Genomic DNA, 14,386 nt, shown 5'->3' with positions numbered 1-14,386 from the left:
CCCCGGTTTACCGCAAGGGGGGAGCCCGCCGCCATCACCCGGGTGTCAGCGCCGTTTGGCCGCGCGGGCGGTGCCCGAGCACACCTGGCCGACGTCCACGGTCTGCCCGCGGTCGACGTAGACGTCGGCCAGGCCCACCACGCGGCCGCGCTTGTCGGCGCAGGAGAGCTGGTAGGGCTCCTTGGGCCCGTAGGTGGGCGGGACCGGCGAGGCGAACTCGACGCGCGGGTTGGTGTAGTCGTCTGGCGCGGCGGGGTCGGCCTGGGCGTAGTTGACCACCACGGCGACGTACTCCCCGGCGGGCGGGTCGTGGAGCACCGCGCGCTCGGTGGTCGTGCCGCCGCTGAGCGAGGTGGCGACCACGTTGCCCGCGGCGTCGAGGACGTAGAGGTCCCAGTCGGTGTCGGGGGTGGCCCAGTCGATGGTGACGGCGAAGCGGCCGTTGTCGACCTGGGGCAGGCCCTCGACCCGGAACGGGATGCGCTCGGCGGTGGCGTCGTTGGGGAAGTCGGTGTTCTCCGCGGGCACGCCGGGCGGGTTGGCCAGGGTGGTGGCGGCCTGCGGCGGGCCCTGCGGGTCGCGGCCGTAGCGGCCCGCGACGTAGGGCCGGGTGGAGGGGTTGACCGCCCAGGAGAACCGGCCGCCGGTCGAGTCCAGCTTCGAGGTGAGCGTGTCGGCGACGTAGTGGGGCGGGCTGACCGTGCCGTCGGGGTTGACCACCGGTGAGGTCGGGGTCTGGAAGGCCTTGCGCAGGGTCAGCTGGTGGCCCTTGGGGGCCGAGCCGACGAGGGTGGAGTGCGCGGCCGGGTCGGCGGCGTTGGCCAGCATGTCCAGGAACGCCTGCCGGTTGCCGCCCTTGCCCGCGCCCGCCGCCGGGGCCAGGCCCGCGTACTCGGCGACGACGCCGGTCTCGAACGGCGGGTGGAACTCGGTGGCGCCGATCTCGAAGGTGAAGCCCCAGCCGCCGGTGGCGAAGTACGACCAGTCCTCGGTGGAGCCGGTGGTGTCGTAGAGCGCCCAGGACGGCTGGCTGGTGTAGCCGTTGCGGGAGGCCATCTTGTCGCCGAGGGCCTTGTAGGCGGGTTCGTCGAGCGGCGGGCGCACGTCGGCGACGCCGGGCACGCGCAGCACCAGGTTCGAGTAGGTGTGCAGGGTGAGCAGGTTGGTGACCTGGCGGTTGGAGACCAGCCAGCGCACGTTGCGGGTCTCGGGCTCGGAGAACGGCTCGGAGCCGCGGTAGGTGTCGTTGCTCCAGGTCGTCGACGCGCCCGCGCCGCCCCAGAAGCCCGCGTAGTTGCGGTTGGGGTCGGTGCCGCGCTCGCGGCCCGCCGGGTTGGCCGCGCACGTGCCGGTGCGCAGCTGCGGCGGGGAGTCGTTGACGTTGCAGTTCTTGCGCTTCATCTCGTAGTCGAAGCGGCTGTAGTCGCCCTGGGGCTCGGCCTCGCGGGAGGTGGCGAAGCCGTCCACGTTGACCACCGGGACCACGACGTTGCGCGTCCTGCCGACCAGGGCCTTGGTGGCGCCGCCCGCCTTGTGGCCGTTGACCAGCTCGTGGGCCCACTCCATGGCGTGCTCGCCCGCGGGCCACTCGCGGGCGTGGTGCACGCCCATGACGACGTTGGTCGCCTTGCCGTCGTTGGGGGTGGCCGGTGCTGCGGCGATCTCGAGGGCGACGATGTCGCGGCCCTCCCAACTGGGCTCGGGCAGGGTGAAGGCGCGCACCAGGCCGGGGTTGGCGCGGGCCAGCTCCTTGGCCTCGTACTCGTAGTCGTAGAGGTGCCGGTAGGCGGTGCGGCCCGAGGGCAGGGCGGACCTGGGCGTGTTGTCCCTGTAGGCGCGGTCCTGCTTGGCGTTGGCCACCGAGCGGGCGGACAGGTCCGTCTGGACGACGGTGCTGCGCAGGCCGCTGCCCGCGAGGGTCTCGCGGTCGGTGTCGTCGGCGAGGACGACCTCGACGCCGGTGGCGTCGGCCTTCTCGGTCAGGTCCAGGTCGAGGGCGAGCAGCTTGTCCTTGTCGGCCTTGGTCGGGGTCCGCACCCGTACGACCTGGGCCGGGGTGGTCGGCGCGCCTTGGGGGGTCAGCGCGAGGAAGTCCACGCTGAGGGTCACCGCCTTCGAGCCGCCCGCGTGGCGGCAGCCCTGGACGACGAGCTCCTGGCCCTTGGCGACGAACCCCTCGGCCAGCTCCACCTCGCGCAGCCCGGCTGAGGCGGCGACGACGGCGCCGCTGGCGGCGTCGAACACCGAGAGGTCCCAGTCGCCCTGGTGCGCGCCGCGCGGGGTGAGCCTGGCCTGCAGCAGCCCGTCGACCGAGGAGGTCACCTCGCGGCGGTCGACCCCGGCCGCGCCCCGGGGCAGCGGTTCGGCGAAGCACTGGCGGGCGACCGCCTGGTTCGCGCGCAGGGTGGCGTCCTGGGCCGAGGCGGTCGGGGCGGTGGCGGCGCCGAGCCCGGCGACGACGACCGCGCCGAGGCCTGCGGCGAGCGCGCGTCTTGGCATCACTGGCGGGACTCCTTCCGGAGCCCGGTCCCACGCCGGCTCCGAGGGCACGCTGCCACGTCCGAGGCGGCCTCGGGTCCTTCCCCGTTGCCAGTTCACCGGTAGGTGGTGGTGTTGCGCCGTTCGGCCCAGGTCGGCCGCCCGGTCCGCCTGTGCGATCGTGATGATCTGGCGCGTTAACTTTTGCCAGTTAACAGCGGGGGTCCGCCACCGCTTCGGCCGAGCGGAGCACACGTAGGACGTTACGCCCCGCAACCTTCGCGCAGTCCTCCGCGCTCCACCCGCGAGCCAGCAGCCCGTCGAACAGGGCGGGGTAGGAGCCGACGTCGCGGAGCCCGACGGGGAGTTCGGCGCAGCCGTCGTAGTCGCCGCCGATGCCGAGGTGGTCGACGCCGACGACCTCGCGGGCGTGGTCGAGGTGGGCGAGCACGTCCTCGATCGTGGCTCTGGGCTGCCTGTGCCGACCGCTCCACGAGGCCAGGAACCGCCGTCGGTCGGCGAGGTCGGCGTGCTTGGCGCCCGCGGCGGCCATGGCGGCGGCGAGTTCGGCGTCCCACTCGGCTATCGCGCCGCTGACGAACCGGGGCACGAAGGTCACCATGAGGACGCCACCGTTGCCCGGGATCAGTTCGAGCACGTCATCGGGGACGTTGCGGGGGTGGTCGGTCACCGCCCGGCAGGACGAGTGGCTGAACACCACGGGGGCCGTGGTGACCTCGAGGGCGGCGCGCATGGTCGTGTCGGCGACGTGGGAGAGGTCGACGAGCATGCCGAGCCGGTTCATCTCGGCGACCACCCGCTCGCCGAACTCCGAGAGCCCGCCCGCCCGCGGTTCGTCGGTGGCCGAGTCGGCCCAGGAGAGGCTGTCGTTGTGTGTCAAGGTCAGATATCGCACACCCAGCCGGTGCAGTGCGCGCAGGGCCCCGAGGGACTCCGCGATGCAGTGCCCGCCCTCGGCTCCGAGCAGCGAGGCGGTCCGGCCCGAGGCGAAGACCTGTTCGACCTGGTCAGCGGTGGTGGCCAGGGCGAGCCGGTCGGGGTGGCGGGCGATCAGCTCGTGCACCAGCTCGATCTGCTCGAGCACGGCGGTCACCGCTGAGTGGCCGGTCAGGGAGCAGGGCACGTAGACCGACCAGAACTGGCCGCCGACCTGTCCCCTGGCGAGTTTGGCCAGGTCGGTGTGCAGGTCGGGTTGGTCGAGGGTGAGGTCGCGGCCGGTGGCGGCGGCGGTGGGGTCCGCGCCGAACAGCTCGCGCAGGGCCCAGGGCAAGTCGTTGTGACCGTCGATCAGCGGTGTGGCGGCCAGCAGCGCGCGGGCGGCCGAGTCACCCTCGGAGGTGTGCACTACCGGTGACCCCATTTCATCGAGTGCCGAGTCCGATCCGTTACGTCACCAGTCAGGTGCTCACCCGATCGTGTTACAAGAACGGCCCTCAGTCACGACCCTTTCGGATACTTACCCGATTGATCGTCCCGCTAACCCGCTTGGGCGGCTAGGCTGCCTTCGTCGACACCACTTTCGGTCCAACGGCGGCGCGGCTGTTTGGTCGAAAGTCCCAGTGCCGGTCGGGGGGCAACGACCGACTCGAGGGAGGTAGTGACGTGGCTGCCGTCGGCTTAGGTCAGGCCGTCCGAACCACGCCAGCTGGCTCTTTGCCAGCGAACATGGTCCCGCACCCGCGGGAGGAGCTGTTCTCAGTGCTGGTGGTCGATGACCACCCACTGTTGAGGGAGGCGATAGCAGCCCGCTTGACCCAGATGGGTGCGGGCACAGTGCACGAGGCCGCCACGGTGGCCGAGGCGAGGGCGCGAGCGCAGGCCACCGGGCCGTGCGATCTCGCGATCCTGGACCTCGGGTTGCCGGACGGCAGCGGGATCGAGCTGGTCACGGAGCTGCGCAGCCATGGTTGGCCGCGCATCGTCGTGCTCGCCTCGTCCGACGACCCGTACGCGGTGCGGTCGGCCTTCCAGGCAGGCGCTCAGGCCTACCTGCTGAAGTCCGCCTCACCCGTGGTGGTGACCGACGGGGTCCGCCGGGTGCTCGAGGGTGGCGTCTACGCCGACCCGAGCGTCGCGCCGGTCCTCGCCACGGGAACCCGGGTCCCCGGCACCGACAACACCCCGCGCGAGCTCTCGGCGCGCGAGGTCGAGGTGCTGCAGCTCGTCGCAGACGGGCAGTCGAACAAGGAGATCGGTGAGGCGCTCAACCTCTCGGCTCTGACGGTGAAGTCGCACCTGTCGCGGATAGGCCGCAAGTTGGGCACCGGCGACCGGGCGCAGATGGTGGCACTCGCCATGCGGGCGGGCGTCATCCGCTAGACAACAGCGGTTGTGTGGCGGGGCTGGGCATGGCCCCGCCACACAACCGCTGCTGATCTCAGCGCGCCGCCGTTGATCTGCACGCGAAGAACACGTGCCGTGCCGTAGGGTGATCGGCCGTGACAACCCCCGCCTCGGAACCAACCGGGATTGACCCAACCGCCCCGGTGCCGCTCACCGAGCCCGTGGCAGGCACCCCGGACGTCGTGGCCGACCTCGAGACCCTCGAGCGCGCGTCCCGGCGCATCAGCGCGGGCAGTGGCCCGATCGCCGTGGACACCGAGCGCGCCTCCGGCTACCGCTACTCCCAACGCGCCTACCTGGTGCAGGTCAAGCGCGAGGGGGCGGGCACCTTCCTGATCGACCCCATCGCCGTGGACAACCGCGTCGACCCCCTCGTCGAGGCCCTGGGCAGCGACGAGTGGGTGCTGCACGCCGCGTCGCAGGACCTGCCGTGCCTGTCGGAGCTGGACCTGCGCCCGGCCAAGCTGTTCGACACCGAGCTCGCGGGCAGGCTCGCGGGCTTCGAGCGGGTCGCCCTGGGCACCCTGGTCGAGCTGCTGCTGGGCTACCACCTGGAGAAGGGCCACGGCGCCGCGGACTGGTCGCGCCGCCCGCTGCCGGTGGACTGGCTGAACTACGCCGCGCTGGACGTGGAGCTGCTGGTGCCGCTGCGCGACGCGCTCGAGGCCGAGCTGCGCGCCCAGGGCAAGCTGGAGTGGGCGCTGGAGGAGTTCGAGGCCCTGCGGACCGCCCCGCCCGCCGCCCCGCGCAAGGAGCCGTGGCGGCGCACCTCGGGCATCCACAGCGTGCGCACCCCGCGCGGCCTCGCCGCCATCCGCGCCCTCTGGGAGGCCCGCGACGGCCTGGCCCGCGACCGCGACATCGCCCCCGGCCGGGTCCTGCCCGACAGCGCCATCATCCAGGCGGCGTCGGCCAACCCGCCGGACGAGGGCTCGCTGCTGCAACTGCCGGTCTTCAAGGGCCGCGCCCAGCGCCGCCAGGTCGCCCTGTGGATGCGCGCGCTGCGCACCGCCGCCCAGCTCCCCAAGAGCGACCTGCCCGACCCCTCACCGCCCACCGACGGCCCCCCGCCCCCCAACCGCTGGGCGGACAAGGACCCCGAGGCGGCGGCCCGCCTGGCCGCGGCGCGCGCCGCGCTGGGCAAGATCGCCGAGGAGCACCGGCTGCCGATGGAGAACCTCCTGCAGCCGGACCTGCTCCGCCGGACCTGCTGGACCCCGCCCGCCGACACCGACGTCGACACCGTCACCGCGACCCTGCGCGCGGGCGGGGCCCGGACCTGGCAGACGGCCCTGGTCGCCGAGGCCCTGTCCACCGCCCTGCGCGCGTCAGCGGGCTAGGCCGTGTTTGGGAGTCTCGTTCGATGAGAGTCGTGATCGGGGTGGTTCCTGGCGGTGCGGGGCGGAGGTGTTGTGCTGATGCCTTCGCCCCGTGCCGTCAGGGGCCACATCCGGCGCGGCTATCGCGGACATGGACTTCCAAAGCACGGCCTGTTGGCTATTCCACGAAGGTGATCTTGAAGGCCGGGTGCTTGGGCGCGACGGCGAGCAGCTCGTCTGCCGAGGACTTGTGGCTGACGCCGTCGAAGAACGCGCCGACCTCGAAGGCCCAGCGCTTGAGGTAGGCGCGCAGGAGCGGGGGCTTGACGGCGTCGTCGAGCTCGACGGCGGTGAAGCGCTGGACGCGCTTGCCGACGCGGAGTTCGCCCTCGCCCACCACGCGCAGGTTGCGGACCCACTGGCTGTGGCCGCGCGGGGAGAGCAGGTAGCTCTCGCCCTCGAAGACGAGCAGGTTGACCGGGGTCGAGCGCATCTCGCCGGACTTGCGGCCGCGCACGGACAGGATGCGCGAGCCCCAGACGTTGACCCCGCGCTTGACCAGGAAGCCGACGAGCCCGTTGAACCCGTGGCGGGTGAACGCGCCGGGCTTGAGGTAGCGCTTGGAGTGGTCCTGCTGGGGGGTCTGCTCGGCCATGGTCATCATCGTCTCCCGGGATCAGCGAGAGCGGTGCTCTCGGTGTGCTGGACCAGTGAAGCGGGGCCGGGCGGGCGCTGTCAAGAGCACTGCTCTCATTTGAGATCACCGCTCTCGTTGTGTCACACTCGCCCCATGGGAGCCGGGCAGACCGCGCGCGAGCGCGCCAGGGCAGAGCTGACGTCGGCGATCAAGGACGAGGCCCGCCGCCAGCTCGCCACCGACGGACCCTCGCAGCTATCGCTGCGGGCCGTGGCCAGGGCGCTGGGCATGGCCTCGTCGGCGATCTACCGCTACTTCCCCAGCCGCGACGACCTGCTGACCGCGCTGATCATCGACGCCTACGACGCGCTGGGCGCGGCCGTGGAGGCGGTCGAGCCGGACGAGCCCGCCGCGTGGTGGCACGCGGTCTGCGCGGCGGCGCGGGCCTGGGCGCTGGCCAACCGGCACGAGTACGAGCTGATCTTCGGCTCGCCCATCCCCGGCTACCGCGCCCCCGTCGACACCGTCGCCCCCGCCGCCCGGGTCCCGCTGACCCTGGTGCGCGTGGCCGAGGCCGCCGACCTCGCCGACGAGGACCTGCCCGAGGCGCTGCGCGCCCAGCTCACCCAGGTGCTGGCGGGCATCGGCTCGACGCTGCCGCCGGGGGCGATGGCGCGGCTGATGACCGCGTGGACGCAGTTGTTCGGGATGCTCAGCTTCGAGCTGTTCGGCCAGCTCGTGGGCAGCGCGGACCCGGCCGACCACTTCTTCGCCCACGCCGTCGACGACATGGCCCGCTTCCTCGGGCTGCACCCGGCCGCGAATCGCCCGAATGTGTCTCACGCCATAGGGTCGTAGCCGTAGTTACCGTCGGGTAACAAGCGCTAGAGTGGGGTTACCAACTGGTAGCCAACCCCACAAAGGAGCACCCTCGTGGCCGCACCCGCTGCAGACGCAGCCGCGCGCGCCGTTCGGAACGTGGTCTTCGTCGACGGTGTGCGCACGCCGTTCGGGAAGGCTGGCCCGAAGGGCATCTACGCGGAGACCCGCGCCGACGACCTGGTCGTGAAGGTCATCCGCGAACTCCTGCGCCGCCACCCCGAGCTGCCCCCGGAGCGGGTGGACGAGGTCGCCGTCGCGGCCACGACCCAGATCGGCGACCAGGGCCTGACGATCGGGCGCACCGCCGCGCTGCTCTCGGGCCTGCCCAAGACCGTCCCGGGCTACTCCATCGACCGCATGTGCGCGGGCGCGATGACCTCGGTGACCACGCTCGCCGGCGGCATCGCCTTCGGCGCGTACGACATCGCCATCGCGGGCGGCGTCGAGCACATGGGCCGCCACCCGATGGGCGAGGGCGTCGACCCCAACCCGCGGATCGTGGCCGACAAGCTCGTCGACCCGACCGCGCTGGTCATGGGCCAGACCGCGGAGAACGTGCACGACCGGTTCCCGCAGCTCACCAAGGCGCGCTGCGACGCCTACGCCGCGCGCTCGCAGGAGAAGTACGCCGACGCGGTCAAGGCGGGCAAGATCGGCCCCGAGCTGGTCCCCGTCTCCACCCGCTCCGCGGAGCTGGGCTGGGGCCTGGCCACCGAGGACGAGCCGCCCCGCCCCGGCACCACCGTCGAGCAGCTCGGCGCGCTCAAGACCCCGTTCCGCCCGCACGGCCGGGTGACCGCGGGCAACGCCGCCGGCCTCAACGACGGCGCGACCGGCTGCATCCTGGCCGAGGAGGAGACCGCCAAGGAGCTGGGCCTGCCCGTCGGCATGCGCCTGGTCGGCTACTCCTTCGTCGGCGTCGAGCCCGAGGTCATGGGCATCGGCCCGGTCCCGGCCACGGAGAAGGCCCTCAAGCGCGCCGGTCTGTCCATCTCAGACATCGGCCTGTTCGAGCTGAACGAGGCGTTCGCCGTGCAGGTGCTGGCGTTCCTCGACCACTTCGGCATCGACGACGACGACCCGCGCGTCAACATGTGGGGCGGCGCCATCGCCTGCGGGCACCCGCTGGCCTCCTCGGGCGTGCGGCTGATGACCCAGCTCTCCCGCCAGTTCGCCGAGCACCCCGAGGTCCGCTACGGCCTGACCTCGATGTGCATCGGCATCGGCATGGGCGGCACCGTGATCTGGGAGAACCCGAACTGGAACGGGGGCGACAACTGATGCTGACCCAGGAGCAGGCCGAGAAGGCCTTCCCGGACGAGGTCGTGACCAAGGCCGTCACCCGTGCGGTGAAGGTCCCCGGCCTGGACAAGCCGGTCGCGCTCATCACGATCGACAACGGCTTCGACCACACCCGCCCGTCGACCTTCGGGCCGCAGTCGCTGGTCAGCCTCAACGCCGCGTTCGACGCCGCGCTGGAGCTGGACCCGGCCGCCATCGCCGTCACCGGCAAGCCGTTCATCTTCGCCGTCGGCGCGGACCTGTCCGGTGTGGAGCAGATCAGCGACCGCTCGCTGGCGCTCGACATCGCCCAGACCGGCCACGACGTGTTCCGCCGGTTCACCGAGTCGAAGATCCCGACGTTCGGGTTCATCAACGGCGCGGTCATGGGCGGCGGCCTCGAGCTGGCGCTGTCCTGCCACTACCGCACCCTGTCGGACAACACCGCGGCCATCGCGCTGCCCGAGGTCTTCCTCGGCCTGTTCCCGGGCTGGGGCGGCACGCAGCTGCTGCCGAACCTGATCGGCCCGGACGCGGCCGTGACGGTGATCTTCGAGAACGCGCTCGCGCAGAACCGCATGCTCAAGCCGAAGCAGGCCCTCGAGCTGGGCATCACCGACGTGCTGCTGGGCTCGGCGGACTACCTGGAGCAGTCGCTGCTCTGGGCCGCCGAGGTCGTCAACGGCACGGTGACCGTCCCGCGCCGGGAGATCGACCGCGGCGCGGGCTGGGACGCCGCGGTCGCGCGCGCCAAGGCGATCGTGCACGGCAAGACCAAGGGCGCGTCCCCGGGCGCGGAGAAGGCCCTGGAGCTGCTGGAGCTGGCCCGCGACAACGACCTCGACAAGGGGTACGCGGCCGAGACCAAGGCGCTGGCCGACGTGCTCATGACCGACCCGCTGCGGGCCGGGCTGTACTCGTTCAACCTGGTGCAGAAGCGCGCCAAGAAGCCCGCGGGCGCCCCGGACAAGTCGCTGGCGCGCAAGGTGGGCAAGGTCGGCATCGTCGGCGCCGGTCTGATGGCCTCGCAGATGGCGCTGCTGTTCGCCCGCCAGCTCAAGGTGCCGGTCGTGCTGACCGACATCGACCAGGCGCGGGTCGACAAGGGTGTGTCCTACGTGCACACCGAGATCGACAAGCTGCAGGCCAAGGGCCGCCTGTCCGCCGACGGCGCGAACCGGCTCAAGGCGCTGGTCTCCGGCTCGCTGGACAAGGCGGCGTTCGCCGACGCGGACTTCGTGATCGAGGCCGTGTTCGAGGAGCTGGGCGTCAAGCAGAAGGTGTTCGCCGAGGTCGAGGAGCACGTCGGCCCGGAGTGCGTGCTGGCCACCAACACCTCGTCGCTGTCGATCACCGACATGGCCGCGGGCCTCAAGCACCCCGAGCGCGTCGTGGGCTTCCACTTCTTCAACCCGGTCGCGGTCATGCCGCTGCTGGAGATCGTGCGCGCGGAGAAGACCGACGACGCCACCCTGGCGACGGCGTTCTCCGTGGGCAAGTCGCTGAAGAAGTCCTCGGTGCTGGTCAAGGACGCCCCGGCGTTCGTGGTCAACCGGCTGCTCACCCGCTTCATGGGCGAGGTCGTCAAGGCGATCGACGAGGGCACCCCGTTCGAGGTGGCCGACAAGGCCACCGAGGGCCTGGGCCTGCCGATGAGCCCGCTGGTGCTGCTGCAGCTCGTCGGCGCGCCGGTCGCGCTGCACGTCGCGGAGACCATGCACGGCGCGTTCCCGGACCGCTTCGGCGCCAGCCCGAACATGAAGAAGTTCGTCGACGCGGGCAAGTCGTCGGTCTACGTCTGGGACGACAAGGGCAACCAGTCCGTCGACCCGGAGGTGCAGGCGCTCTGGGAGTTCGGCTCGGTCGAGCTGACCGGCGAGCAGGTGCTGCAGCGCGTGCTGGAGGGCGTGGCCGAGGAAATCCGGATCATGCTCGACGAGGGCGTGGTCGCCGAGGCGCAGGACATCGACCTGTGCATGATCCTCGGTGGCGGCTGGCCGTTCTGGCTGGGCGGCATCACCCCGTTCCTGGACCGCGAGGGCATCTCGGAGAAGGTCAACGGCAAGCCGTTCCTGGCCCCGGGCGTCGCCTCCGTCCCGGTCGCGTAAGTCCGCTCGAAAGCGCTGTGCCCCCGGCCCCGGCCGGGGGCACAGCGCTTTGCGCGGGTGTCTCGCCCTGCGGTGCGTGATCGTTTTTGCCACCATGGGGTGGTGGTCGACAACGTCCGGGTGGGAACGTCGGGGTGGGTGTACCCGAACTGGCGGGGCCAGTTCTACCCGCCCCGGCTGCCGCAGCGGGCGGAACTGGCCTACCTGGCCCAGCGCGTCGGGACGATCGAGGTCAACGGCACGTTCTACGGGCCGCGCAAGCCCGCCGACTACGCGCGGTGGCGCGACGCGGCGCCGGAGGGGTTCGTGTTCGCGGTGAAGGGGCCGCGCGAGGTCACCCACGAGCGCAGGCTGCGCGACGTGCGCGACCCCCTCGCCCGGTTCTTCGACTCCGGGGTCGCCGAGCTGGGCGCGAAGCTGGGGCCCGTGCTGTGGCAGACCCCCGCGTCGCTGCCCTACGACGCCGACCGGGTGGAGGGGTTCCTGGGGCTGCTCGACGAGCTGGGCGGCGACGGGTTCAGCCACGCCCTGGAGGTCCGCCACCGCGGTTTCCACGACGACCGGTTCGGCGAGCAGCTCACCGCGCACGGGGTCGCGCTGGTGCTGGCCGACAGCGCGGGGCCGTGGCCGTGCCTGGACTCCGACACCGCCGCCTTCCGCTACCTGCGCCTGCACGGTGAGAGCGAGCTGTACCGGGGCGCCTACTCCGACGCCGCGCTGGACGAGTGGGGCGAGCGGGTTCGCGCGTGGGCGGCGTCCGGACCGGTGTTCGTCTACTTCGACAACACGATGGACGGGCACGCGCCCACCGACGCCCGGCGGCTCGTCGAGCGGCTGTGAGCAGCCATGGCGCACCATGGAGCCATGCCGGGAACGGTCCGCGTGGGGACGTCCGGGTGGGTCTACCCGCCCTGGCGCGGTGAGTTCTACCCGAAGGGCCTGGTGCAGCGGGAAGAGCTCGCGTACCTGTCGCGCAAGGTGAACACGGTCGAGGTCAACGGCTCGTTCTACTCGCTGCAACGCCCGGAGAGCTTCCAACGCTGGCGCGACAGCACGCCGGAGGACTTCGTGTTCGCGGTGAAGGGGCCGCGGTTCATCACCCACATGAAGCGCCTCAAGGACGCGCGGACGCCGCTGGCCAACTTCTTCGCCTCCGGGGTGCTGGCGCTGGGTCGCAAGCTGGGCCCGGTGCTGTGGCAGACGCCCGCGACGCTGCCCTTCGACGCCGACGTGCTGCACGGGTTCCTGGGGCAGCTACCCCGCTCGACCGGGGAGGCCGCCCGGCTGGCCGAGGAGCACGACCACCGGCTCGACGGGCGCTCGTGGCCGCGGGCGGACGAGGACCGGCCGCTGCGGCACGCCATCGAGGTGCGCCACCCCGGGTTCGCCGTGCCGGGGTTCGCCGAGGTGCTGCGCGCGCACGGGGTCGCGTGCGTCACCGCGGACACGGCGGGCACCTGGCCGCGGTTCGAGGACATCACCGCCGATTTCGCCTACGTCCGCCTGCACGGCGACGTGGAGCTCTACGCCAGCGGCTACACCGACTCGGCGCTGGACGCCTGGGCGGGCAAGATCCGCACCTGGCGCGACGGGCGCGACGTCCGCTCCGAGTTCGCCGTGGCCGCCCGCGCCCCCGTCGCCACCTCGGGCCGCGACGTCTACGTGTACTTCGACAACGACATGAAGGTCAAAGCGCCCCGCGACGCCCAGTCCCTCGCCGCCCGCCTGTGACCGCCCAGCCGGACCGCCGCGCCCGCATGGACCTCATCCTGGCCCGCGACGGCCCCACCTGCGCCTGGTGCGGCCTGGACGTCTCCGGGCGCGTCCCGGCGACCACCGACCACCTGGTCCCCCGCGTCAAGGGCGGCCCGTCGTGGCTGGAGAACGAGGTGGCCGCCTGCCGCCGCTGCAACCGGCTCAGGGGCCACACCAGCCCGTCGGACTGGCTGGCCGAGTGCGCGCGGCTCGGCTGGACCCCCGACACCGCCCGCGTCGTGCGCGTCCTGGACTCCCTCGACGCCGCCATCACCCGCCGCGGCGGCGCCCGCCGCGCCCGCGCCTATCTCGACGCCCAGCGCCGCCGCCTGGCCAAGCGCTAGGCGGGTCGGGGGGATGATCCTGCCGACATTCTCGACACGCTGAGCGAAACTTGGCTACGTTACCCTTTCACCGCCTCCTCTGGCGTTGAGTTGGAGAAAGGCCCCCTCATGGCGCAGTTCCGCACGGGGGCGACCGCCGTCGGCACCGTGGTCCTCGGCCACCGCGAGACCGGCGACCCCACCGCGAACCCCGTGGTGCTGCTGCACGGCCTCGGCAGCAATGCCGCGACGTGGGACAAGGTCGCCGACGCCCTGGCCGACGCGGGCCACGCGGCGATCGCCCTCGACGCCCGCGGCCACGGCGACAGCCTCCCCGCGACGGCCTACACGCTCGACCTGATGGTCGCCGACGTCCTCGCCTTCCTCGACCGCCGCGGGCTGCCCCAGGTCGACCTCGTCGGCCACTCCATGGGCGGAGCCGTCGCCCACCTGCTCGCGGCCAGGCACCCCACCCGAGTCCGCAGGCTGGTCATCGAGGACATGGCCCCACCCCCGCACACCCCACCAGACCCACCCCACGGCGCCCCCCCGGCCACCCCGTCACAACCCGTCGACTTCGACTGGCGCCTGGTGGCCCCCATCCTGCGCCAGGTCGGCACCCCCACCCCCGGGTGGTGGGACCTGCTGCCCGCCATCACCGCCCCCACCCTCGTGATCGCGGGCGGCCCAGCCAGCCACGTCCCCCAAGACCGCCTCCACGAGTCGGCGAACGCCATCCCGGACGCCCGCGTCGTGGAGATCAACGTCGGCCACCACGTGCACCGCGAGGCCCCGGAGGAGTTCACCCAGGCCCTCCTCGCCTTCCTCCGCTGACCCACCTCGCGAAGGGCGCCCGCGACTCGCGCGGCGTAGTCGAATGCCCACAACGCTGGGATCACCCAAGCCGCCCTCTCTCGGCCCTCCCCCACCGCGGCGGCCCCACAACCCAGCCCTGAGACAGTGCGACAGAAGATCCGAGCGCTGCTGTCAGCCCACTACGCGATCTGCCACCTCATGCCGGAGGCAGCCGACGTCGACACCCGAGAAGATCAAGGAAACCCTCGGCCATCTCAACGGTTGACGACGCGTCAGCACCCGTCACCGCACACCACCACTGGCCGTGACCCGCGCACCCTCACCACCACCCCGCGCGACACCAAACCCCGCCACACCACTGGTCAATGCCACTTACTTAGTGTTTTTCCTGGTTGGGCGGGTGTGGTGGAGGGTTCGGGTGAG

General features: G+C 72.2%; 12 protein-coding genes. 9 read left to right on the top strand and 3 right to left on the bottom strand.

All coding sequences use genetic code 11. The features are described from left to right. Positions 1-45: 45 nt before the first annotated feature. Together GCL84_RS05865 and GCL84_RS05860 are read right to left on the bottom strand one after the other, a co-directional pair. Positions 46-2,499 (bottom strand): M14 family zinc carboxypeptidase, encoded by a 2,454-nt coding sequence (locus tag GCL84_RS05865; protein WP_156754327.1) that lies wholly within the window; start codon positions 2,497-2,499, stop codon positions 46-48. Between the two features lie 190 nt (positions 2,500-2,689). Further along, positions 2,690-3,844 carry a dipeptidase gene (locus GCL84_RS05860; protein WP_235926022.1) on the bottom strand — a complete coding sequence of 385 codons (1,155 nt, stop codon included), beginning with the start codon at positions 3,842-3,844 and terminating at the stop codon, positions 2,690-2,692. A 257-nt stretch (positions 3,845-4,101) separates the two neighbouring features. Between GCL84_RS05860 and GCL84_RS05855 the strand changes: the two genes are divergently transcribed. Next, a complete protein-coding gene (locus GCL84_RS05855) occupies positions 4,102-4,818 on the top strand; it encodes a response regulator (protein ID WP_035282988.1) in 717 nt (238 codons plus the stop codon). 167 nt (positions 4,819-4,985) lie between these two features. Next, positions 4,986-6,182, top strand: a complete 1,197-nt coding sequence (locus GCL84_RS05850) for a ribonuclease D (RefSeq protein ID WP_235926021.1) — start codon at positions 4,986-4,988, stop codon at positions 6,180-6,182. 157 nt (positions 6,183-6,339) lie between these two features. Here the strand turns inward: GCL84_RS05850 and GCL84_RS05845 are convergent, their stop codons facing one another. Next, positions 6,340-6,816: a nitroreductase family deazaflavin-dependent oxidoreductase gene (locus tag GCL84_RS05845; protein ID WP_156754324.1), complete on the bottom strand. Its 477-nt coding sequence runs from the start codon at positions 6,814-6,816 to the stop codon at positions 6,340-6,342. A 135-nt stretch (positions 6,817-6,951) separates the two neighbouring features. Between GCL84_RS05845 and GCL84_RS05840 the strand changes: the two genes are divergently transcribed. The 7 genes from GCL84_RS05840 (at position 6,952) to GCL84_RS05810 (ending at position 13,981) form a co-directional block, all read left to right on the top strand. After that, the gene (locus GCL84_RS05840; protein ID WP_156754323.1) at positions 6,952-7,656 is read left to right on the top strand and encodes a TetR/AcrR family transcriptional regulator; all 705 of its coding nucleotides are present in this window, start codon (positions 6,952-6,954) and stop codon (positions 7,654-7,656) included. A gap of 75 nt (positions 7,657-7,731) precedes the next feature. Next, on the top strand, positions 7,732-8,961 hold the full coding sequence (locus GCL84_RS05835) for a thiolase family protein (RefSeq protein WP_156754322.1): 1,230 nt from the start codon (positions 7,732-7,734) through the stop codon (positions 8,959-8,961). After that, positions 8,961-11,069 (top strand): 3-hydroxyacyl-CoA dehydrogenase NAD-binding domain-containing protein, encoded by a 2,109-nt coding sequence (locus GCL84_RS05830; protein ID WP_156754321.1) that lies wholly within the window; start codon positions 8,961-8,963, stop codon positions 11,067-11,069. The genes GCL84_RS05835 and GCL84_RS05830 overlap by 1 nt, the downstream gene beginning before the upstream one ends. A 102-nt stretch (positions 11,070-11,171) precedes the next feature. Continuing rightward, positions 11,172-11,909: a DUF72 domain-containing protein gene (locus GCL84_RS05825; protein ID WP_156754320.1), complete on the top strand. Its 738-nt coding sequence runs from the start codon at positions 11,172-11,174 to the stop codon at positions 11,907-11,909. Positions 11,910-11,933: 24 nt separating this feature from the next. Further along, the gene (locus GCL84_RS05820; protein WP_156754319.1) at positions 11,934-12,800 is read left to right on the top strand and encodes a DUF72 domain-containing protein; all 867 of its coding nucleotides are present in this window, start codon (positions 11,934-11,936) and stop codon (positions 12,798-12,800) included. Next, positions 12,797-13,168 carry an HNH endonuclease gene (locus GCL84_RS05815; RefSeq protein WP_235926020.1) on the top strand — a complete coding sequence of 124 codons (372 nt, stop codon included), beginning with the start codon at positions 12,797-12,799 and terminating at the stop codon, positions 13,166-13,168. Before GCL84_RS05820 ends, GCL84_RS05815 begins: the two co-directional genes overlap by 4 nt. Positions 13,169-13,276: 108 nt before the next feature. Next, a complete protein-coding gene (locus GCL84_RS05810; protein ID WP_156754318.1) occupies positions 13,277-13,981 on the top strand; it encodes an alpha/beta fold hydrolase in 705 nt (234 codons plus the stop codon). The last annotated feature ends 405 nt before the right edge of the window (positions 13,982-14,386 follow it).

This window comes from Actinokineospora pegani (assembly GCF_009745975.1).
Lineage (GTDB): Bacteria > Actinomycetota > Actinomycetes > Mycobacteriales > Pseudonocardiaceae > Actinokineospora > Actinokineospora pegani.
The sequence above is the reverse complement of the archived record's forward strand: the minus strand, read 5'-3'. Positions and strand labels throughout refer to the sequence as shown.

Coding starts and splice junctions, on each gene's coding strand:
- GCL84_RS05865 (WP_156754327.1), bottom strand. CDS start 2,499: ATGCCAAGACGCGCGCTCGCCGCAGGCCTCGGCGCGGTCGTCGTCGCC.
- GCL84_RS05845 (WP_156754324.1), bottom strand. CDS start 6,816: ATGGCCGAGCAGACCCCCCAGCAGGACCACTCCAAGCGCTACCTCAAG.
- GCL84_RS05840 (WP_156754323.1), top strand. CDS start 6,952: ATGGGAGCCGGGCAGACCGCGCGCGAGCGCGCCAGGGCAGAGCTGACG.
- GCL84_RS05830 (WP_156754321.1), top strand. CDS start 8,961: ATGCTGACCCAGGAGCAGGCCGAGAAGGCCTTCCCGGACGAGGTCGTG.
- GCL84_RS05820 (WP_156754319.1), top strand. CDS start 11,934: ATGCCGGGAACGGTCCGCGTGGGGACGTCCGGGTGGGTCTACCCGCCC.
- GCL84_RS05810 (WP_156754318.1), top strand. CDS start 13,277: ATGGCGCAGTTCCGCACGGGGGCGACCGCCGTCGGCACCGTGGTCCTC.